Source organism: Caulobacter sp. AVps18 (assembly GCF_058681425.1).
This window is the reverse complement of record NZ_CM178737.1, coordinates 1,172,574-1,191,083: the sequence shown is the minus strand read 5'-3', so window position 1 is coordinate 1,191,083 and position 18,510 is coordinate 1,172,574. Positions and strand designations below refer to the sequence as shown.

The 18,510-nt window shown below is 66.1% G+C and carries 22 protein-coding genes and 2 pseudogenes; 12 read left to right on the top strand and 12 right to left on the bottom strand.

Going from position 1 to position 18,510, the window contains the following annotated elements; all coding sequences use genetic code 11:
- Positions 1-287 precede the first annotated feature (287 nt).
- Together ACW179_RS05740 and ACW179_RS05735 are read right to left on the bottom strand one after the other, a co-directional pair.
- A pseudogene (locus tag ACW179_RS05740) lies at positions 288-475 on the bottom strand (hypothetical protein); the annotation flags it as partial.
- Positions 476-831: 356 nt separating this feature from the next.
- Positions 832-1,212: a DUF2237 family protein gene (locus ACW179_RS05735; protein ID WP_492063340.1), complete on the bottom strand. Its 381-nt coding sequence runs from the start codon at positions 1,210-1,212 to the stop codon at positions 832-834.
- A 130-nt stretch (positions 1,213-1,342) separates the two neighbouring features.
- Between ACW179_RS05735 and ACW179_RS05730 the strand changes: the two genes are divergently transcribed.
- Genes ACW179_RS05730 through ACW179_RS05720 form a run of 3 tightly spaced genes read left to right on the top strand, consistent with a single transcriptional unit; the run spans position 1,343 to position 3,815 of the window.
- A complete protein-coding gene (locus tag ACW179_RS05730; protein ID WP_492063339.1) occupies positions 1,343-2,218 on the top strand; it encodes an HpcH/HpaI aldolase/citrate lyase family protein in 876 nt (291 codons plus the stop codon).
- A gap of 8 nt (positions 2,219-2,226) precedes the next feature.
- Positions 2,227-3,216 (top strand): hypothetical protein, encoded by a 990-nt coding sequence (locus ACW179_RS05725; protein ID WP_492063338.1) that lies wholly within the window; start codon positions 2,227-2,229, stop codon positions 3,214-3,216.
- Between the two features lie 8 nt (positions 3,217-3,224).
- The gene (locus tag ACW179_RS05720) at positions 3,225-3,815 is read left to right on the top strand and encodes a DUF3885 domain-containing protein (protein WP_492063337.1); all 591 of its coding nucleotides are present in this window, start codon (positions 3,225-3,227) and stop codon (positions 3,813-3,815) included.
- On the opposite strand, the gene ACW179_RS05715 is transcribed toward ACW179_RS05720, so the two are convergent.
- Positions 3,810-4,235: an HIT domain-containing protein gene (locus ACW179_RS05715; protein ID WP_492063336.1), complete on the bottom strand. Its 426-nt coding sequence runs from the start codon at positions 4,233-4,235 to the stop codon at positions 3,810-3,812. The genes ACW179_RS05720 and ACW179_RS05715 overlap by 6 nt on opposite strands.
- On the bottom strand, positions 4,228-5,286 hold the full coding sequence (locus tag ACW179_RS05710; RefSeq protein WP_492063335.1) for a MaoC family dehydratase: 1,059 nt from the start codon (positions 5,284-5,286) through the stop codon (positions 4,228-4,230). Before ACW179_RS05710 ends, ACW179_RS05715 begins: the two co-directional genes overlap by 8 nt.
- A 132-nt stretch (positions 5,287-5,418) precedes the next feature.
- On the opposite strand from ACW179_RS05710, the gene mdh reads away from it, so the two are divergent.
- From mdh to ACW179_RS05675, 7 genes are all read left to right on the top strand, one after another.
- Positions 5,419-6,381, top strand: coding sequence for a malate dehydrogenase (gene mdh / locus ACW179_RS05705; RefSeq protein WP_492063334.1), 963 nt, complete (start codon positions 5,419-5,421; stop codon positions 6,379-6,381).
- 133 nt (positions 6,382-6,514) lie between these two features.
- On the top strand, positions 6,515-7,021 hold the full coding sequence (locus ACW179_RS05700; protein ID WP_492063333.1) for a DUF1993 domain-containing protein: 507 nt from the start codon (positions 6,515-6,517) through the stop codon (positions 7,019-7,021).
- Between the two features lie 221 nt (positions 7,022-7,242).
- Positions 7,243-8,766: a signal recognition particle protein gene (gene ffh, locus ACW179_RS05695; protein ID WP_492063332.1), complete on the top strand. Its 1,524-nt coding sequence runs from the start codon at positions 7,243-7,245 to the stop codon at positions 8,764-8,766.
- Between the two features lie 24 nt (positions 8,767-8,790).
- The gene (gene rpsP / locus ACW179_RS05690; RefSeq protein WP_492063331.1) at positions 8,791-9,336 is read left to right on the top strand and encodes a 30S ribosomal protein S16; all 546 of its coding nucleotides are present in this window, start codon (positions 8,791-8,793) and stop codon (positions 9,334-9,336) included.
- Between the two features lie 56 nt (positions 9,337-9,392).
- On the top strand, positions 9,393-9,974 hold the full coding sequence (gene rimM / locus ACW179_RS05685; RefSeq protein WP_492063330.1) for a ribosome maturation factor RimM: 582 nt from the start codon (positions 9,393-9,395) through the stop codon (positions 9,972-9,974).
- Positions 9,975-10,020: 46 nt separating this feature from the next.
- On the top strand, positions 10,021-10,602 hold the full coding sequence (locus ACW179_RS05680) for an NUDIX hydrolase (protein WP_492063329.1): 582 nt from the start codon (positions 10,021-10,023) through the stop codon (positions 10,600-10,602).
- Between the two features lie 138 nt (positions 10,603-10,740).
- Positions 10,741-11,418 carry an ORF6N domain-containing protein gene (locus ACW179_RS05675; RefSeq protein WP_492063328.1) on the top strand — a complete coding sequence of 226 codons (678 nt, stop codon included), beginning with the start codon at positions 10,741-10,743 and terminating at the stop codon, positions 11,416-11,418.
- Positions 11,419-11,510: 92 nt separating this feature from the next.
- Here ACW179_RS05675 and ACW179_RS05670 read toward each other — a convergent pair whose 3' ends face one another.
- Entirely contained in the window at positions 11,511-12,365 is an 855-nt protein-coding gene (locus tag ACW179_RS05670) for an acyl-CoA thioesterase (protein ID WP_492063327.1), read from the bottom strand.
- 73 nt (positions 12,366-12,438) lie between these two features.
- Between ACW179_RS05670 and ACW179_RS05665 the strand changes: the two genes are divergently transcribed.
- Positions 12,439-13,344: a histone deacetylase family protein gene (locus tag ACW179_RS05665; protein WP_492063326.1), complete on the top strand. Its 906-nt coding sequence runs from the start codon at positions 12,439-12,441 to the stop codon at positions 13,342-13,344.
- Positions 13,345-13,543: 199 nt separating this feature from the next.
- Here ACW179_RS05665 and ACW179_RS05660 read toward each other — a convergent pair whose 3' ends face one another.
- The 4 genes from ACW179_RS05660 to ACW179_RS05645 form a co-directional block, all read right to left on the bottom strand.
- Positions 13,544-13,642 (bottom strand): hypothetical protein, encoded by a 99-nt coding sequence (locus ACW179_RS05660; RefSeq protein ID WP_492063325.1) that lies wholly within the window; start codon positions 13,640-13,642, stop codon positions 13,544-13,546.
- 136 nt (positions 13,643-13,778) lie between these two features.
- Positions 13,779-13,955, bottom strand: coding sequence for a DUF2256 domain-containing protein (locus ACW179_RS05655; protein ID WP_492063324.1), 177 nt, complete (start codon positions 13,953-13,955; stop codon positions 13,779-13,781).
- Between the two features lie 3 nt (positions 13,956-13,958).
- On the bottom strand, positions 13,959-14,378 hold the full coding sequence (locus ACW179_RS05650) for a PaaI family thioesterase (RefSeq protein WP_492063323.1): 420 nt from the start codon (positions 14,376-14,378) through the stop codon (positions 13,959-13,961).
- Positions 14,375-14,881 carry a PaaI family thioesterase gene (locus tag ACW179_RS05645; RefSeq protein WP_492063322.1) on the bottom strand — a complete coding sequence of 169 codons (507 nt, stop codon included), beginning with the start codon at positions 14,879-14,881 and terminating at the stop codon, positions 14,375-14,377. The genes ACW179_RS05650 and ACW179_RS05645 overlap by 4 nt, the downstream gene beginning before the upstream one ends.
- Positions 14,882-14,905: 24 nt before the next feature.
- On the opposite strand from ACW179_RS05645, the pseudogene ACW179_RS05640 reads away from it, so the two are divergent.
- A pseudogene (locus tag ACW179_RS05640) lies at positions 14,906-15,939 on the top strand (ligase-associated DNA damage response exonuclease).
- Positions 15,940-16,274: 335 nt separating this feature from the next.
- On the opposite strand, the gene ACW179_RS05635 reads toward ACW179_RS05640, so the two are convergent.
- The 3 genes from ACW179_RS05635 to ftsY all read right to left on the bottom strand — a co-directional run bounded on the left by ACW179_RS05635 (position 16,275) and on the right by ftsY (position 18,474).
- The gene (locus ACW179_RS05635) at positions 16,275-16,823 is read right to left on the bottom strand and encodes a MarR family winged helix-turn-helix transcriptional regulator (RefSeq protein WP_492063321.1); all 549 of its coding nucleotides are present in this window, start codon (positions 16,821-16,823) and stop codon (positions 16,275-16,277) included.
- Positions 16,824-16,927: 104 nt separating this feature from the next.
- Positions 16,928-17,530 carry an inner membrane-spanning protein YciB gene (locus ACW179_RS05630; RefSeq protein WP_492063320.1) on the bottom strand — a complete coding sequence of 201 codons (603 nt, stop codon included), beginning with the start codon at positions 17,528-17,530 and terminating at the stop codon, positions 16,928-16,930.
- Positions 17,527-18,474 carry a signal recognition particle-docking protein FtsY gene (gene ftsY, locus ACW179_RS05625; protein WP_492063319.1) on the bottom strand — a complete coding sequence of 316 codons (948 nt, stop codon included), beginning with the start codon at positions 18,472-18,474 and terminating at the stop codon, positions 17,527-17,529. Before ftsY ends, ACW179_RS05630 begins: the two co-directional genes overlap by 4 nt.
- Between the last annotated feature and the right edge of the window lie 36 nt (positions 18,475-18,510).

Below are 18,510 nucleotides of genomic sequence, written 5' to 3'. Positions count from 1 at the left end.
AGATAGCCTGACTATCTAACGTCGGTAACGGGTCGAAGGCACGCCCCTGGCTTCTTTCCCCAAACCAGACGCCCAGCGTCGTGCTCATCCTTAAATCTCACGCAGGCCAGCGTGGGATTTACGGAGGGCTCCGGTGGGCGGAGCGGGCGGCACGCAACAGATCCTCCCCCTGAAGGGGGAGGTGTCGCCCCCGCGAAGGCGGGGGAGACGGAGGGGGTAGTGGCTGCTGACTCGGTGCCGTCTTCCCCCTCCGGCCTGACGGCCGCCTCCCCCTTCAGGGGGAGGATTTACGGGGATCCAGCCCGCTCCATCCCCGGCGCATCGGCGATAAAGTTCAATAGAATCAACGCCCTGCAAAAATCTCGCACCGCGCCGTCAGACGCGCTCAAATCCCCCCGCATAATCATCCCACCTCGTCGCAGGGGAAGGGCGCACGGCCAGCGACCGAAGCGGCGGCGGGGGGTGGTCGAGCGGGAAGCTCAAACGATGGCGGGTCAGAACCGCCAACCCTTTCGTGTCTGGCGGCGGTCGGCCGTGGAACACTAAAACGACGTCACGTCAGGGGTCGGGCGAGCAGCAGGCCGGTTCGGGAGAACCGGCAGTCCGGGACGGGGTCGCTCCCCGGTCCGCCCGTCGGAGGCTTCAAGGCGGCGAGGCCCAAACAGGGCTCAAGCGTCGCAGGCTTCTGAAAGAACGGCTGCGCGGAGCGTCTGATCTTCGTCGAAACGGTAATCTCTATCTCTCATCCGGGCGAGGCCCGGGCGCTCTGCAGCCCTTCCCACACCTTCAGCGGTCAGACCGCGTGGGGCGGAGAGCCCGTGCCTAGAGCGTTCAGACCGCCGCGTGATCCTTCAGAACCCCCAGGGTCACGATGGCCAGCATCTCTTCGTGGCTGGCCTCAAGCACCACCTGCGGGGCCATGCCGGCGTCGAGGGCTTCCTTCCAGCGACCGGCGCACAGGCACCAGCGGTCGCCGGCCTTCAGGCCCGCAAACGCGAATTCGGGACGGGGGGTGGAAAGGTCGTTGCCCGTGGCCTTGGAGAAGGCCAGGAATTCGTCGGTCATTATGGCGCAGACGGTGTGCAGGCCCAGGTCGTGGGGTCCGGTCTCGCAGCAGCCGTTGCGATAAAAGCCGGTCACCGGGTCCAGCGAACAGGGCTTCAGCTCACCGCCCAGCACGTTGCGGGCCTTGTCGTCGTAGCGCGTGGTCATGACGCCATCCTAGACCGTTTCGCGCCATCCTTGACCAACAATCCATCGCCTGTGTCGTCATGGCTTTTGCTGCGGCGCGGCGATGCTAAAGAAGTAGCCAGAAAACAGAAAAGACCGCAGGGGAGTTTTGATGTCGAAGATCGCCAGACCGCGCCGCAGCGCCCTCTATATGCCCGCCTCCAACGCCAAGGCGGTGGACAAGGCGCGCACCCTGGACGCCGACGTGATCATCCTGGATCTCGAGGACGCCGTGGCGCCCGAAATGAAGGTCGCGGCCCGCGAGGCGGCCGTGGCGGCGGTCAAGGCCGGCGGCTTTGGCCCGCGCGAGATCGTCATCCGCACCAATGGCCTCGACACCCCCTGGGGCGCCGATGACCTGAAGGCTGCGGCCGAGGCCGGCCCCGACGCGGTGCTGGTGCCCAAGGTCAATGACGCCGCCGACGTCCACGCCTATCACGCCGCCCTGCAGGCCGCGCCGGCGGACACCCGGCTGTGGACCATGATCGAGACCGGCAAGGCCGCCTTCCACCTGTGGGAGATCGCCGCCGCCAGCCAGACCACCCGCCTGTCGGCCTGGGTGATGGGCGTCAACGACTTCGCCAAGGAAATGCGGGCCCGCCAGACGCCCGACCGCGCGCCGTTCCTGCCGCTGCTGACCCTGTCGGTGGCCGCCGCCCGGGCCCATGGCCTGACCATTCTCGACGGCGTTCACAACGACATCGAGAACCTGGAAGCGCTGGAGGCGGTCTGCGTGCAGGGCGTTGATTTCGGCTTTGACGGCAAGACCCTGATCCATCCCAAGCATCTGGAAATCTGTAACCGGGTGTTCTCGCCCTCGGATGACGAGATCACCTGGAGCCGGGCGGTGATCGCCGCCTTCGCCGACCCGGAAAACGCCGGCAAGGGCGCGCTGCGGGTCGAGGGCAAGATGGCCGAGCGGCTGCATCTGGCCCAGGCTGAGCGGCTGGTCGCGGTGGCGGCCGCCATCGCCGAGCGCGCGGCTTAAGGGCAGTCATGCGGGCGTCTGCTCTCCTCGTCTGTCTGAGCCTCGTCGCCGGCCCGGTTGTGGGCCAGGAAGCGCCGGCGACCGCGCCTGTCGTCACCGCGCCGGCGGCGGTCCAGACGCCGCCCGTCCAGACACAGGCTGAGCCTGCCGTGGCCCCGGCGGTGGCGCCGGTCGCCGATCCCGTGCCCGAGGCCATCGATCCGCTGGGCGACCTGATCGACCAGACCTCGCCCCAGACCACCGACGAGGAAGAGACCGCGCCGACCACGCCGGTTCCGCACCACAAGCCCACCCTGCTGCCGATCCCGCCGCCCGAGCCGCCGGCCCCGACGCCGGGCATGGCCATACCCCAGGGAACCTATGTGCCGGCCGAGCAGGTCTATGAGCTGCGGATCAAGGGCTCGATCGCGGCGGCCCAGGGTCTGCAAGGCCCGCTGGACGGCGGCTGGACGGTGCAGGCCGCCGACGGCGCGGCGCTCTACGCCCTGCAACTGGTTGATCCGGCCAGTGGAAACGGTCCGCTGGAAGGCGCCTGGCGCGACATGCGTCGGCCGGGCTCGGTGGGCTCGACCGGGCTGGTCGAGACGATCGAGCGGGCCGGTGACGCCGTCATCCTGCGCTTCAGCCCCAGGGCCGGGCAGTCGACCGTCCTGACCCTCAACCCGACCGACGAGATGCGCTGGAGCGGCGACCTGCTGGAAGACGGCGTCAGCCGTGCCGTGACGGCCGAGCAGCAGGCCCCGCCCAGCCTGCCGCCGGGCTATGTGGTCAGGACCCGTGGCCCCGTGGTCTGGCCGCCGCGCGCCGCTGCAGCGCCCAGTCGTCCGGCCGCCAAGCCGGTCTGCTCGACCAGAGGCAAGACCGGCAAGGCGCTGAAAGCCGCCAAGGCCCGCTGCGCGGCCCTCGCCAAGAAGAGCGGCAAGGGCAAGGCCGTGGCCAAGGGCAAGAAGGGCTCGAAGGCCAAGGCGACGACCTCAAGGAAAAAGAAGAGGCGCTAAAGCAGAGCATGAGCCCTTTCGAAGACTTTTGGCTACAGAAGTATCCGGGATGCGACCCAATCGGTTATCGCCTCCGCGAAGCCGGGGCCGCTAACTGGATCCGGTTTCACTCGCTCCCTTTGTCGAAGCGCTATGCTGAAACGGATGAGGAACGGCGCATTCTGCTCCAACGTCAGAATGCTTTGGCCGAGGCCGTGCTTGGCAACAAAGCGTCATGTTGGTTGGTTCAGGCCTGCTGGCGGACGCCTGAGGGCGTCACAGACATCGGTGATGGTCGAGATCCATTCCGCGTGACGCGGGAGCATCACCTGCCATTCGCGTTCCGCTTCCGAGTGGACGACGAAGAAGATGACGAGTTCGCCGTTGACTGGGACGTAAATGCGGCTCCGGTCGTCTGGGAGGAAGGCGGTTTCGATCAATTACTTCAGGAAATAGCGGATGAAAGGGCGGCGCCAACACTTTGGATGTCGACCTCCACGGGATCAATTTTCGCGCCTTATGACGGCGGTGTGGATCTGTTTCTTCCCGACAGATCACAGGTCGAAACGCTGTCGATTCGTCATGCCGACTGGCTTTCAGAACACCCTAGTGGCTTATGACGACAACACACTCCAAGCCTCCGCAATCGCTGCCGTGAGGGCCTCGCCCCCGAAAGGCTCGGCCGGGCTATGCCCCCAGACCGGCCCCGGCCAGGCCGGATCGCCGACCCGGCGACCCAGCACATGCACATGAAGCTGCGGCGTGACATTGCCCAGGGCCCCGACATTCAGCTTGTCGACCGCCAGGCCCAACACCTCTGCCACCGCCCGCACGGCGGCCCCGGCCAGCACCGTCTCCTCGATCAGGGCGATCCTGTCCCCCGCCGACAGGTCCTCGATCTCGCGAAGACCGGCCTGGCGGGGGATCAGCACGATCCACGGATAGCGGGCGTCCAGCTGCAGCCGGGCGTGGCACAGGGGCAGGTCGCCCAGGGTCGCCGAGGTGGCGATGAAGGCCGGGTCGATCTCGAACTCAGCCACGCGCTGTCACTCGCTTCGGGACCGCCGCCCAATAGTCGAAATCGAGGATCACGCCCGGTTCATAGGCTCCGGCCTCATCCTTGCCGGGGAAGTCGGCGCAGGGGCGGTCGACCGTGGCCACCAGCCGCAGGCGCAGGGCTCCGGCCGATCCGAGGTCAGCCTTGTCCAGCACCTCGCTCCAGGCGAACACCGTGCCGCCGGCGAAATAGGGGCTCACATGCCGGCCACCATTGATCGCCAGGATCAGGCCGGCGTTCTGCAGGCCGTTGAACGACAGGGCCTTGGCGGTCGAGATAATCACCCCGCCATAGACCAGGCGCCGGCCCGACGGGTCTTTCGACCGCTCGAACTGGTTGAAGTGGACCTTGGCGGTGTTCTGCCACAGCCGGGTGGCCATGGCGTGCTCGGCCTCCTCGATCGCCATGCCGTCGACATGGTCGATCCGCTCGCCGATCGCATAGTCCTCGAAAGCGTGGGGCGCGCCGGCCAGGGCGTAGTCATAGGCCGAGAAATCCAGGCCGGCCGGGATCACCAGATCGGCGGCGGCGACCGCTTCAGCCAGCTTCGGCGTCGCCTGCTCGGCGACCTCGGCTTCCGCGCTGCGCTTGCGCACCATCACCCAGCGCACATAGCTGAGCACCGCCTCACCGCGCTGGTTGGTCCCGGTGGTGCGCACATAGACGACGCCGGTCTTGCGGTTGGAGTTCTCCTTCAGCCCGATCACCTCGGAGGTCGCCGCCAGGGTGTCGCCCGGATAGACCGGGACCAGGAACCGGCCCTCGGCATAGCCCAGATTGGCCACGGCGTTCAGGCTGATGTCGGGCACCGTCTTGCCGAACACCACATGGAAGGCCACCAGAGGGTCGACGGGCGCGGCGGAAAGCCCGCTGCGGCGCGCAAATTCGTCCGAGGAAAACAGCGCAAAACGCGGACCGTAGAAGGCCGTATAGAGCGCGACATCCCCCGCCGTGACGGTGCGCGGCGTGGCGTGGACCAGCACCTGGCCCAGCCTGAAGTCCTCGAAATAGTTCCCCGGATCGGTCTTGCTCATCCCTGCGTGTCCTTATTGTTGTTGCGACTGTTTTGCCGCAGTGCAGCGAAACGGGGAAGGGGGCTTGAGGCTTGAGCGTCATGGGTCTAGACCGCCGCGAGAATTTCCATCCACAGTCCTGACGGAGACCCTATGGCTCGCGCGAAGATCGCCCTTATCGGCGCCGGCATGATCGGCGGCACCCTGGCCCACATCGCCGCTCGCGAAGAGCTGGGCGACATCGTCCTGTTCGACATCAGCGAAGGCACGCCGCAGGGCAAGGCCCTCGACATCGCCGAAGCCTCGGCCGTGTTCGGCAAGGACGTCGCCCTGAAGGGCGCCAATGACTATGCCGACATCGCCGGCGCCGACGTCTGCATCGTGACCGCCGGCGTGCCGCGCAAGCCGGGCATGAGCCGCGACGACCTGCTGGGCATCAACCTGAAGGTCATGAAGGCCGTCGGTGAAGGCATCAAGGCTCACGCCCCCAACGCCTTCGTCATCTGCATCACCAACCCGCTCGACGCGATGGTCTGGGCGCTGCAGCAGTTCTCGGGCCTGCCCAAGGAAAAGGTCATCGGCATGGCCGGGGTCCTGGACTCGGCGCGCTTCGCCTACTTCCTGGCCGAAAAGACCGGCGTGTCGGTCGAAGACATCCACGCCTGGACCCTGGGCGGCCACGGCGACGACATGGTGCCGATGGTGCGTCACTCCACCGTCGGCGGCCTGCCGCTGCCGGAACTGGTCAAGCAAGGCTGGATGACCCAGGAAGAGCTCGACGGCATCGTCAAGCGCACCCGTGGCGGCGGCGGCGAGATCGTCGCCCTGCTGAAGACCGGCTCGGCCTTCTACGCCCCGGCTGAAAGCGCCATCGCCATGGCGACGTCGTACCTGAAGGACAAGAAGCGCGTCCTGCCCTGCGCCACCTTCCTGACCGGCCAGTACGGTCTGGACGGCCTCTATGTCGGCGTGCCTGTCGTCATCGGTGCCGGCGGCGCTGAAAAGATCGTCGAGTTCGAAACCAACGATGAGGAAAAGGCGATGTTCGCCGCCTCGGTCGCCTCGGTTAAGGGCCTGATGGAAGCCTGCAAGGCCATCGACAGCTCGCTGGTCTAAAGGCTGGCGATCGTCTGAAACGTCGAAGGGCGGCTCCCAGCGGAGCCGCCCTTTTTCGTGGGCCCTGGGCCGAACGCTTCCCGTCGGGCCTCCGCCGCCCTATCTGTGCGCCACATCTTCAAGCGGAGCTTCCATGACCCTTTCCATGCACCAGGCCAGTGTCCCCGTTTTCGTCCAGGGCCTGAAGGGTCTGAAGGGCGTGCTGACCAAGGCGGCCGCCCAGGTCGAGACCAAGGGCTGGGACGCTGACGCCCTGCTGAAGGCGCGGCTCTATCCCGACATGTTCCCGCTGCTGCGCCAGGCGCAGATCGCCACCGACTTCGCCAAGGGCTGCTGCGCACGTCTCGCCGGCCAGGAGGTTCCGGCCTGGGACGATACCGAGACCAGCTTTGCCGACCTGATCGCCCGCATCGACCGCGCCATCGGCTATGTCGAGGGTCTGGACCCGGCCGCCTTTGCCGGCGCCGAAGATCGCGACATCACCCTGACCCGTCGGGGTGAGACCAGCGTGGTCAAGGGGTTGGCCTATTTCCAGACCCAGGCCCAGCCGAACTTCTTCTTCCATCTGACCACCACCTACGCGATCCTGCGCCACAACGGCGTCGAGGTCGGCAAGCGCGACTATCTGGGCGCGGCCTGATTCCCGAGTGGGCGGCCGCGCAAGACGGCCGCCCTTTGACTCTTTCCATCTTTCTGTGCATAAGCGCCCCCTTCCGGCGCTTCATCAGCAGCGCCTCTACCGTCACGACCCCAGCCCGCTAGCGCGGGATCCATCTGGACGAGGCCGGTGAGGACCCCCGTCGACGTGATCGTCCACGGGGGCTGATTGCGTTTGGTTCTTTGGTTGGATCAGGGTTCGGCATGTTCGACGGCCTTACAGAGCGGCTCTCAAGCGTCTTCGACCGCCTCGGCGGTCGCGGCGTGCTGTCCGAAAAGGACATCGACGAGGCGCTGCGCGAGGTCCGCGTCGCCCTGCTGGAAGCCGATGTCGCCCTGCCAGTGGTCAAGGACTTCATCAGCAAGGCCAAGGAACTGGCGTCCGGTGAGGCGGTCATCCGCTCGGTCAAGCCGGCCGATCAGGTGGTCAAGATCGTCTATGACGGTCTGGTCGATATGCTGGGCGGCGAGGAGCCGACCGGCCTGAACCTGGCTTTGAACCCGCCGTCGGTGATCCTGATGACCGGTCTGCAGGGCTCGGGCAAGACCACCACCACCGGCAAGCTGGCCCTGCGCCTGAGCAAGACCGAGCGCAAGAAGGTGCTGGTCGCCTCGCTCGACACCCGCCGTCCGGCGGCCATGGAACAGCTGGCCCTGCTGGCCAAGCAGGTCGAGGTCGAGAGCCTGCCGATCGTCGCCGGCCAGAGCGCCGTCGACATCGCCAAGCGGGCCATGAGCGCCGCCAAGCTGGGCGGCTATGACGTTCTGATCCTCGACACCGCCGGCCGCACCACGCTGGACGAGGCGATGATGAGCGAAGCGGCGGAAATTGCCCGCATCGCCCAGCCGACCGAAACCCTGCTGGTCGCCGACAGCCTGACCGGCCAGGACGCGGTCCGCACCGCCAAGGCTTTCCATGAACGCCTGCCGCTGACGGGCCTGATCCTGACCCGCGCCGACGGCGATGGCCGGGGCGGCGCGGCGCTGTCGATGCGCCATGTCACGGGCCTGCCGATCAAGTTCCTCGGGGCCGGCGAGAAGATCGACGCGCTGGACGTGTTCGACGCTCGCCGGGTGGCCGGCCGCATCCTGGGGCAAGGTGACGTCGTGGCTTTGGTCGAGCGCGCCGCCGCCGATCTGGACCATGCCGAAGCCGAGCGCATGGCCAAGAAGCTGGCCAAGGGCCAGTTCGACCTCAATGATCTGTCGGCCCAGCTGTCGCAGATGCAGAAGATGGGCGGCATGCAGGGCATCATGGGCCTGCTGCCAGGCGTCCAGAAAGCCAAGAAGCAGATCGCCGAGAGCGGCATCGACGACAAGGTCTTCCTGCGTCAGCAGGCGATCATCAGCTCGATGACCAAGCTGGAGCGCAGAAAGCCCGACATCCTGGCCGCCTCGCGCAAGCGCCGCATCGCGGCCGGCGCCGGGGTGGACGTGGCCGAGGTCAACCGCCTGCTGAAACAGCACCGCCAGATGGCCGACATGTTCAAGGCCATGTCCAAGGACGGCGGCAAGAGCCTGGCCCGGATGGCCGGCATGATGGGCGGCGGCGACATGTCGCGCCTGAAAGCCATGGGCGGCGGCAAGCAGGCCGCGCCCGATCAACAGAATTCCGCGGGAGGCCTGCCGGGTCTTCCCGGTCTCGGCGGTGGCGGCGACGCCAAGCCGAACCTCCTTTCCGGCCTGGGCGGCGGCCTGCCGCCCGGTTTCAACCCGTTCAAGAAATAGAACTCGAGCTCAAGGACTACCGATATGCTGAAGATCCGTCTCGCCCGTGGCGGCGCCAAGAAGCGCCCTTACTACTCGATCGTCGTTGCCGACAGCCACTCGCCCCGCGATGGCCGCTTCATCGAAAAGGTCGGTGCCTACAACCCGCTGCTCAAGAAGGACGACCCGGCCCGCGTGACCCTGAAGATCGAGTCGATCCAGGGCTGGCTGGCCAAGGGCGCCCAGCCGACCGACCGCGTCGCGCGCTTCCTGGCCGCTCAGGGCATCGGCGCCTGGACCCACGGCAACAACCCCGAAAAGGGCGCGCCGGGCAAGAAGGCCCAGGAACGCATCGCCGAGCGCGCTCAACGCGAAGAAGACCGCAAGGCCGCTGACGTGAAGGCCGCTGAAGAGGCCGCCGCCGCCGCTGCCCAGGCCGCCGAAGACGCCAAGGCCGCTGCTGAAGCCGCCGCTGCTGCCGCTGCTGAAGCCGCTGCCGCCCCGGCTCCTGAGCCGGTCGCTGAAGAAGCGCCTGTCGAAGCTGCCGCTGAAGAAGCCCCGGCCGCCGAAGCTGAAAAGACCGAAGGCTAAGGCCTTTTGCGTTGTCGCCCCGGTCTTCGGATCGGGGCGATGATGCGAGCTTTGCGATGAGCACGCCGCCCTCCGCCAATCTGATCCTTGTCGGCCGTGTCGCCGGCGGCTTTGGCGTGCGCGGCGAGGTCAAGATCGCCACCTACACCGAAGATCCCAAGAGCCTTGCCGACTTCAAGGCGCTGCTGCGCCAGGATGGCTCGCTCGCCCTGACCATCATCTCGGCCCGCGTGGCCAAAGAAGGCCTCGTCACCCGCTGCAAGGGGATCGAGACCAAGGACGCCGCCGACGCCCTGCGCGGCCTGCGCCTCTATGTTCCCCGTGAGGCCCTTCCCGAGCCGGACGAGGACGAGTTCTACCTGACCGATCTGGTCGGCCTGCCCGTGCGCCATATCACCGACAACGCCCTGCTGGGCTCCGTGAAGAGCGTGCAGAACTTCGGGGCCGGCGACCTGCTCGAGATCCAGCCCGCCCTGGGTGGCCAGACCTGGTACCTGCCCTTCACCCGCGCCGCCGTGCCCGAGGTCAAGATCGCAGAGCGTCTGATCCTGGCTGACCCACCCGCCCTGGTCGGCGAGCCCGAAGGGCCTGTCGAAAAGCGCGGTGACGGTGACGACGTCGAGCGAAACTACGACTGAACGATCCCATTCTTTAGGCCAAGATCAGTTTTGGGAGTTTGAGGACATGGCGTCCGACGGGAAGTGGCGGGTCACCGCCTCGCGCTATGTTCACAAGGATCGCTGGATCAGCCTTCGCGCCGACGATTGCGTCACCGACGAAGGCGCTGTGGTCGCTCCCTTCTATGTGCTGGACTATCCGGATTGGGTTGAAGTCGTCGCGCTGGACGCGGAAAACCAGGTGCTGCTGGTGCGCCAGTACCGGCATGGCCTGGGCGACTTTTCCATCGAACTGCCGGCCGGCGGCATGGATCCGACCGAAACCGATCCGATCGCCGCCGCGACTCGTGAACTGCTGGAGGAAGCGGGCTGCCGAGGTGTGATGACCCTGATCGGCGAGACGCGGCCCAATGCCGGCACCCACTCCAACCGGATCCACATCGTGCTGGCCCGCGATGTGGTTCAGGTATCAGAGCCTGTCGATGACCCAACCGAACGGATCGAACGGCTGTGGGTCCCGGCCGCCGAGGCGTTGCGCATGGCCCTGGCCGGCGAGATGACGGTAGGGATGCAGGTCGCCTCGTTGCTGCGCGGCCTCGCTCAGGCCGGTGTGGCGTCAATCAGCCTGGCGAACCCGCCTAAGTCTTGATCCGCATCAGGCCTTTCTGCGCGACCTATACCAACGAGCCGATGAGCTTGGCCGAAGAGTCGGCGCAGGAGGATTGATCTCGAAATCAATCAAAGAGAGAGTGTTTCAATCGACACTCTCAAAGCGATTTCCAGCCCCATGCCCGTCGATCTACCCGCCGCCGACAGGGCGTTTGCACATATCCATCAGATCCGGGGCCAGAGTGTCGTTCTCGACGACACGATCGCCGCTCTGTTCGGTGTCGAGACCCGGCGCCTCAACGAACAGATCCGCCGCAACGCCGCACGGTTCGAGGGCTATGCCTTCCAACTGACTGCGAGCGAGTTCGCCAACTTGATATCGCAAAATGCGACATCAAGTTCCTGGGGCGGCCGGCGCAAGCATCCCTGGGCTTTTACAGAACACGGCGTGGTTATGGCTGCGACGGTTCTGAAGTCCGATTCCGCCATCGCCGCGATGAAAATGGTCGTCGAAGTCTTCGTCAGTGCGCGTCGAAGACAGGACGCCTCAGCGCAAATCACCAACGGCGTGAGTGCTGGAAACGGCCTGATTCCCAGACTGACCCAGGCGATAGCGGCAGTGCTGGATTCGGTGGTGAACCAGCGTCACGGAACCTCCGTCCAGGAGGAGGCGCAGGACCTGCTGGACCGCTCCATCGCCCATCTGAAGGATCGGCTATCACGCGCCGGTCTGGAAAATGAGGAACTTGCAGCCCGGGCGACCAAGCTTCTGGCGGAGGCCGAGGCCAGCAAGGCGACCGCCGCCAAGACCCAAGCCGAGGCCGGCGAAATCGAATTGCGTGTCCTGGCGCGCTAGCTCCAGCTGGTGATCGAAGCCGAGCGCGCGATGACCGGGGGCGATATAGAACGGTTCGTCGGCGTCCTGGAACGACTAGGCGGTTAGAGGCCCTACTTCTTGATCCGCATCAGGCATTCCTGAGCCACCGAGGCCAGCAGCGTGCCGTCCCGGCTGAACATCTGGCCGCGCACCATGCCGCGCCCCTGTGACGCGCTGGGGCTGTCCTGCGCAAACAGGGTCCAGTCATTGAAGTTGAAGGGCCGGTGGAACCACATGGCGTGGTCCAGACTGGCCGACTGCAGGCCGGGCGTTGTCCAGATCAGGCCGTGGGGTCGCAGAGCGCTTTCCATGAAAGCCATGTCCGAGGCATAGGCCAGGGCCGCCTGCTGCATCTTGACGTCGTCGCCGATAGGGGCGCGAGCCCGCATCCAGACTTCCTTGGTGCCTGATTTCTTCTCCGGCTTGACCGGGTTTTGTGGATCGACCCAGCGGATGTCGATCGGGCGCGGCTTGTCGAGGAACCGCAGCATCTTGGGATGAACCTGGTCGCCCAGGCTGCGCAGGAAGTCGCCTTCGGTCTGAACATCTTCAGGAGCCGGCGCGGCAGGCATCGGTGCCTGATGTTCGAAGCCTTCCTCCGGCGTCTGGAACGAGCAGGCCAGGTTAAAGATCTGCTCGCCGTTCTGGATGGCGGCAACCCGGCGCGTGGTGAAGGTGCCGCCGTCGCGGGCGCGCTCCACCTCATAGAGGACGGGGATGTTCACATCGCCAGGCCGGATGAAATAGGCGTGCAGCGAGTGGCAGACCCGGTCGGGCACCGTCTTGTACGCGGCCATCAGGGCCTGGGCGATGACAAGGCCGCCAAAGATGCGCGGAAAGCCGTCATTGGGGCTCACGCCTCGAAACAGGTTCACCTCGATGGCTTCGAGGTCGAGGATTTCGGCGAGGTTCTCTGGCGTCTGCATGGTGATGGGTTATTCCGCAAGCGTCGCCGGGGCAAGTCGCGACCTTGCGTCAAGCCGTCCCCAGCCCCATCGTTTGGCCATGTCGCCGCCCATAGTCCACCATCCTGCCTTCCGCGCCGAGATGCCCGAAGGCCACCGGTTCCCGATGGACAAGTTCTCGCGCCTTGCCGCCCTGCTGGAGTTCGAGGGTCTTGCGGGGCCTGGCGGTTTCCATCGCCCCAAACCCGTGGACATCGAAACCCTGCAGTTGGTGCATACACACGACTATGTGCGCGGCGTGCTCGAGCTTTCCTTGCCTGCTGATGTGGTTCGCCGGATTGGCATGCCCAACAGCGCTTCTGTCGCCGCCCGGGCCTGCGCGGCGACCGGCGGCACCCTGCTGGCGGCGCGCCTGGCGCTGGAGCATGGGATCGCCTGCAACACGGCGGGCGGCAGCCATCATGCCTCGGCGGAAAGCGGGGCCGGGTTCTGCGTGTTCAACGACGTGGCGGTCGCAGCGCGACGCCTGCTGGCCGAAGGGCGGATCGGCAAGGCTCTGGTCGTCGACCTTGACGTCCATCAGGGCGACGGCACAGCGCGGATTTTCGAGGACGACCCGTCGGTCTTCACCTTTTCGATGCACGCCGAGAAGAACTTTCCGGCCCGCAAGGCGGTGAGCGATCTCGACATCGAACTGGCCGACGGGACCGGCGACGCGGTCTATCTGGCAACCCTTGCCGAGCTGCTGCCGGCCCTGATCGACAGGGTGGCGCCCGATATCGTGTTCTTCAACGCCGGCGTGGATCCTCATGCCGACGACAAGCTGGGACGGTTGTCCCTGACTGATGCGGGCCTGAGGCGGCGCGAGGCCTATGTTTTGGGAACCTGCGCAGCCCGCGACCTGCCGGTGGCCGGCGTGATCGGGGGTGGCTATGACGCCGATATCAACCGGCTGGCGGACCGTCACGCGATCCTGCATCGGATGGCGGCGGCGGCCTGAGAGGAGGAGCGCCTGCAGCCTTTCTCTCGAAACCGCAATCGGGTCCGGGAGACAAAAAAGCTCTTGAATCAGGAATTTAGAGCGTCGTTTCCGCCAAAACCGGCTTCCACTTTCGGTGCCGCGCTCAGGCTCCGCCGGGGCAGTCTCGGAGGCCTCAGGCCCCGGGGACAGCCGCCCGGCGAAGCGACGCGGCGATCACTTAGAAGCTCGGAACGAGCGAGCCGGCGATCACGACGAGCGGCAGAACCGCGAGGACGAGGGTAGCGAAGCCGCCGAAGCTGTTGGACTTGATGGTCATGGTCTTGATCCCTTTTGTGTTGGCCGCCGCGATGTCCGCGTCCGGTGAAAAGGGGTATAGGAGCGTCGAGTTCGAAAAACACGTTACTCTTGCTTCATGACGCGCTTTTAAGAAACATTGACGCTGATAACCTGCATTACGGCGGTGTAATTTTCTGGCTTCTGCACCGGTCTGAGCAATATTTCACTTCGTCCCAGACCTTCTCCCACTTCTTGCGCCAGGTGAAGGGCCGCCCGCAGGTCAGGCAGGGCTTGGACGGCAGGTCGCCCTTGCGGACAGCCTTTCCGCCGTTCCCGTGTCCGGTGCGCGGCACGCCCTAATCCTCGGTCGGCGCGACCAGGAAGATGCCGCGCAAGGTGGCGATGGGCGCGCTGCGGGTCTCCTGCCAGGCCTCGACATGGACATTGGCCACCCGGCGGCCCAGCTTCTTGATCGTGGCCCGGGCATAGGTGGTCAGGGGCCGGCCCGAGCGCAGATATTCGATGGAGACGTCCACCGTGCGCGGCTGGCGTTTCAATGGCGCAGCCACCGACAGCTGGGCCAGGGCGGTCATCTCCATAAAGGCACCCAGCACCCCGCCATGGATGGCCGGCAACATCGGATTGCCGACGATATGGTCAGCGAAGGGCAGGACGGCCGTCATCTCGTCGCCGGCCAGTTCGGCGGTGATCCCCAGGAAACGGGCATAGGGAATCGAGCCCAGCACGGCCACCAGGCGGTTGTCGGCCTCGCTCATTGGGCGGCTCCCGGATTGGCGCCCGTTACACCGGACTTGGAAGGCTTCAGGTTGGCGCCCGCCTTCTTGCCGGCGCTGCTGTCGAGCATGAAGGTGGCCTGGGCAGTGGCCACCGGGTCTTCGGGATCGTCCTCATAGGCCACGGCTCGCACGAAGGCGACCGAGCGGGTGATCTTGTAGCAATGGGCTCTGGCCAGGACGTCGCGCCCCGGAATGGCAGGACGCATATAGTCGATCCGCAGGTCCAGGGTGGCGATGGAGGTCCAGGTCGCCATGGCCGCATGCACCGCCTGGCCGCTGGCATGGTCCAGCAGGGTGGTCATCACGCCGCCGGCGATCACGCCCGTCTCGGGATCGCCGACAATCTCGGGCCGGTAGGGCACCTTGAGAAGGGCCACGCTGTCACCAATCTGCAGGGTGGTGAAGCCCAGGGCCCGCGCCTGCGGGCTGCCCTCGTTCATCGCCGTGGCGATCAGTCGGCTCTGTTCGTTCGTTTCGCTCATTGGAAAGGATTAGCAGTCCGCGCATTGTCATATCCAGCGTGATCAAGCCCGAAGACCTTCTCTGTCCCCGCCCGGACGGGCTGTATTGCCCGCCAGGGGACTTCTATGTCGATCCGGTCCGCCCGGTGGACCGGGCGGTGATCACCCATGGCCATGCCGACCATGCCCGCGCCGGCCACGGTGCCGTGGCCGCCACGCCCGAAACCCTGGCGATCATGGCCACGCGCTATGGCGAGAACTTCACCGGCCGACAGCAGGCCGCCCACTATGGCCAGCCCTTCACCCACAATGGCGTCGAGGTCACCCTGGTCCCGGCCGGCCACGTACTGGGCTCGGCCCAGGCGGTGGTGCGCTGGAAGGGCCTGACCATGGTGGTGTCGGGCGACTACAAGCGCCGCCGCGACCCGACCTGCGCCCTGTTCGAACCCGTGCCCTGCGACGTGTTCATCACCGAGGCCACCTTCGGCCTGCCGGTCTTCCGCCACCCCGACGATGCGGGCGAAATCCGCAACCTGCTGGCCAGCGTCACCCAGTTTCCCGACCGCACTCACCTTGTCGGCGCCTACGCCCTGGGCAAGGCCCAGCGGGTGATCAAGCTTCTGCGTAAGGGCGGCTGGGAGCAGCCGATCTATGTGCATGGCGCGCTGGAGCGGCTGAACGCCCTCTATGAGGATCACGGCGTCGATCTGGGCCCCCTGCTGCCCGCCACCACAGAGCAGTCCAGGTCGGCCTTCGCCGGCCAGGTTGTCATCGCCCCGCCCGCGGCCATCGCCGACCGCTGGTCGCGCCGCTTCGCTGACCCCGTCGACTGCTTCGCGTCCGGCTGGATGCGGGTACGGGCCAGGGCCCGCCAGCGCGGTGTCGAACTGCCGCTGATCCTGTCGGACCACGCCGACTGGGACGAACTGACCGGTACCCTGAGCGAGTTGCATCCTGGCGAAGTGTGGATCACGCATGGCCGCGAGGAGGCCTTGCTGCGCTGGTGTGAACTGGAAGGCCTGACCGCCCGAGCACTGCGGCTGGTGGGCTATGACGAGGAGGAGGGGGAGGGGGACTAGGGAGATGCGCCAAGAGCAGGGTTGCCCGCCGTCTTGTCACTGACCGTCAGGTTCGGAACCCTATCGCAGTGAACCGAGGCAGGGCCGCCAAACGCTGCATCGGCTCAGCGGTTTCACCTTCGTAGGGACCGTGTTCATGGCCCGGCCCGTGCGCCGCCGCAGCCATCGCCAGCGTTGCCGCCCCGGACAGCTCGATCTTCAGCACCGCGTTCTAGAGCGCGTTCCGAAAAGTGGGAACCGGTTTTCGGAATGAAATGCGCGTGAAAACAGAAGACTAGAGCGGGTGATCTGATTCCATCAGATCGCAACCCGCTCTAGCGGCCAAGGACTTCAATTCAGGCTGCCTTCTTGGCGGCCTTGTCCTTCTTGGGCTTCTTGTCTTTCTTGGGCTTGTCGGCCTTCGGCTTCTTGACCTTGGCCGGCTCGACCTCGGTCGGATGCAGATCCGCGCCGGCCATATCGGACAGCAGGTCCAGGAATCCTTCGCGCTTGCCAGGCTTGAGCAGGGCCAGGATGCGAGCATCGGCCATGGTGACCATAGGGGCGATCTCTTCCAGCATGGCCCGGCCTGAGGGCGACAGGCGAACGCTGTTGGCGCGGGCGTCATGGTCGGAGCGCTGACGCTCCAGATGGCCCTTGGCGATCATTCGAGCCACCATGTCGGCCAGGGTGGAGCGGTCGATGCCGGTGGCCTTGACCAGGGCCGTCTGGGTGACGCCCTCGTTCTCGGAGACAGCTGACAGCACGGCGAACTGGCGCTGGGTGACCCCTGCCGCGCCACATTCCTCGGCATAGATGTCGAGCGCCAGTTGCAGCACCCGGTGCAAAAGGTGGCTGGGCGAACGCGCCAGAAGGCCGCCCTTGTCGTTCCTGGTCTTGGCCATGGTCCCACCCTCGTCTGGTCCGCCGACGGAGAGGGAAGTATCATCGTTACGCGTCGTTTTGACGACAATGTTCCGTGGACGGCCAAAGCCCCGCCGGCAGGGCCTCAGAAGCCCGCGTCAGGCGGCTCCGGAGCCTGGGGCTCTTCACCCTTGGCCATGTGCTTCATCATGAAAGGCAGCTGGGTCAGGGAGAAGATGATGGCCAAAGGCAACAGGGCGACCCGGAACTTGACCCAGGTGGGGGTGTCCTGGGTGAGGCGGACGATCTCGTTGAGCACGGCGGCCGACGCGAAATAGGCCCCATAGCGCAGGGTCAGGGTCCGCCAGGCCGCGTCCGACATCTGAATGGCCTCGCCCATCAGCACCTTGAGCGGGGCGCGCTTCATCAGCACACCGCCGATCATGGCGGCCGCCAAAGCGCCATTGACCACCGTGACCTTGATCTTCACGAACACGTCGCTGTGGAAGATCAGGCCCAGGGCGCCGAAGATCAGGGCCATCACGCCCGAAAACAGCGGCAGCAGAGCGACCCGTCGCTCGACCGCATAACCGACGCCCAGGGCCACGGCTGAGGCGGCGACCAGCACCCAGGTGGCGGTCTGGAAGTTCTTGGTGGTGAAATAGGCGATACCGAAGGCGATCGGCGCGCCATAATCGACGGCGGTGCGGACCCAGGCCGCGTTCTTCTTGACCGGTGTCTGGCTCACGCCTCGTCCTCCAGCCCGACCAGCGAGCGCGAGAAGGCGCGGGCGTCGAAGGGTTGCAGGTCCTCGACCCCCTCGCCCACCCCGATCAGCTTGATCGGGCTGTCACTGGCGCGGGCCACCGGCACCAGCACCCCGCCGCGCGCGGTGCCGTCCAGCTTGGTCATGACAATCCCGGACACCCCGACCTGGTTGCCGAAGATCTTTTCCTGCGCCAGGGCGTTGCGACCCACCGTGGCGTCCAGCACCAGCAGGGTCTCATGCGGATAGTCAGGATCGACCTTCTTGACCACGCGGATGACCTTGAGCAGCTCGTCCATCAGGCCCTGCTTGTTCTGCAGCCGGCCGGCAGTGTCGATCAGGACGACGTCGTAGCCCTCTTCCTTGGCCCGCTCGACGGCCTCATAGGCCAGGGCGGCGGCGTCGGAGCCCGTGGGCTTGGACATGAAGTCGGCCCCTGCCCGGTCGGCCCAGACCTTCAGCTGCTCAACGGCGGCGGCACGGAAGGTGTCGCCGGCGGCGATCAGGACGCGGGCGCCCTTTTCGGTCAGGTCGGCGGCGATCTTGCCCAGGGTGGTGGTCTTGCCCGAGCCGTTGACGCCGATGAACAGCACCACATAGGGGCGAGGCCCCGACAGCGGGTCGAAACGGCCTTCGCGATCGGCCAGCTCGGCGGCGACCAGTTCGGCGAGAGCTTCCTTGACCTCGCGCTCGGTCGACGACTTGCCAAAACGCGCCTTGCCGAAAGCGTCGGCGATACGGGCGGCGATCTGCGGGCCCAGATCGGCCTCGATCAGCATCTCCTCCAGGGCGTCAAGCTGCTCCTGGTCGAGCGGCTTGCGCGTAAAGGTCCCGGCGACCTGTTCGGTCACCGCCCTGGACGACCGGGCCAGGCCGGAGGTCAGGCGCTGGAACCAGCCCTTTTTCTGCTCGGGGGTATCGCTCATCCGCGCTCCTTTAGGGGAACGGGCGAAAGTGTAAAT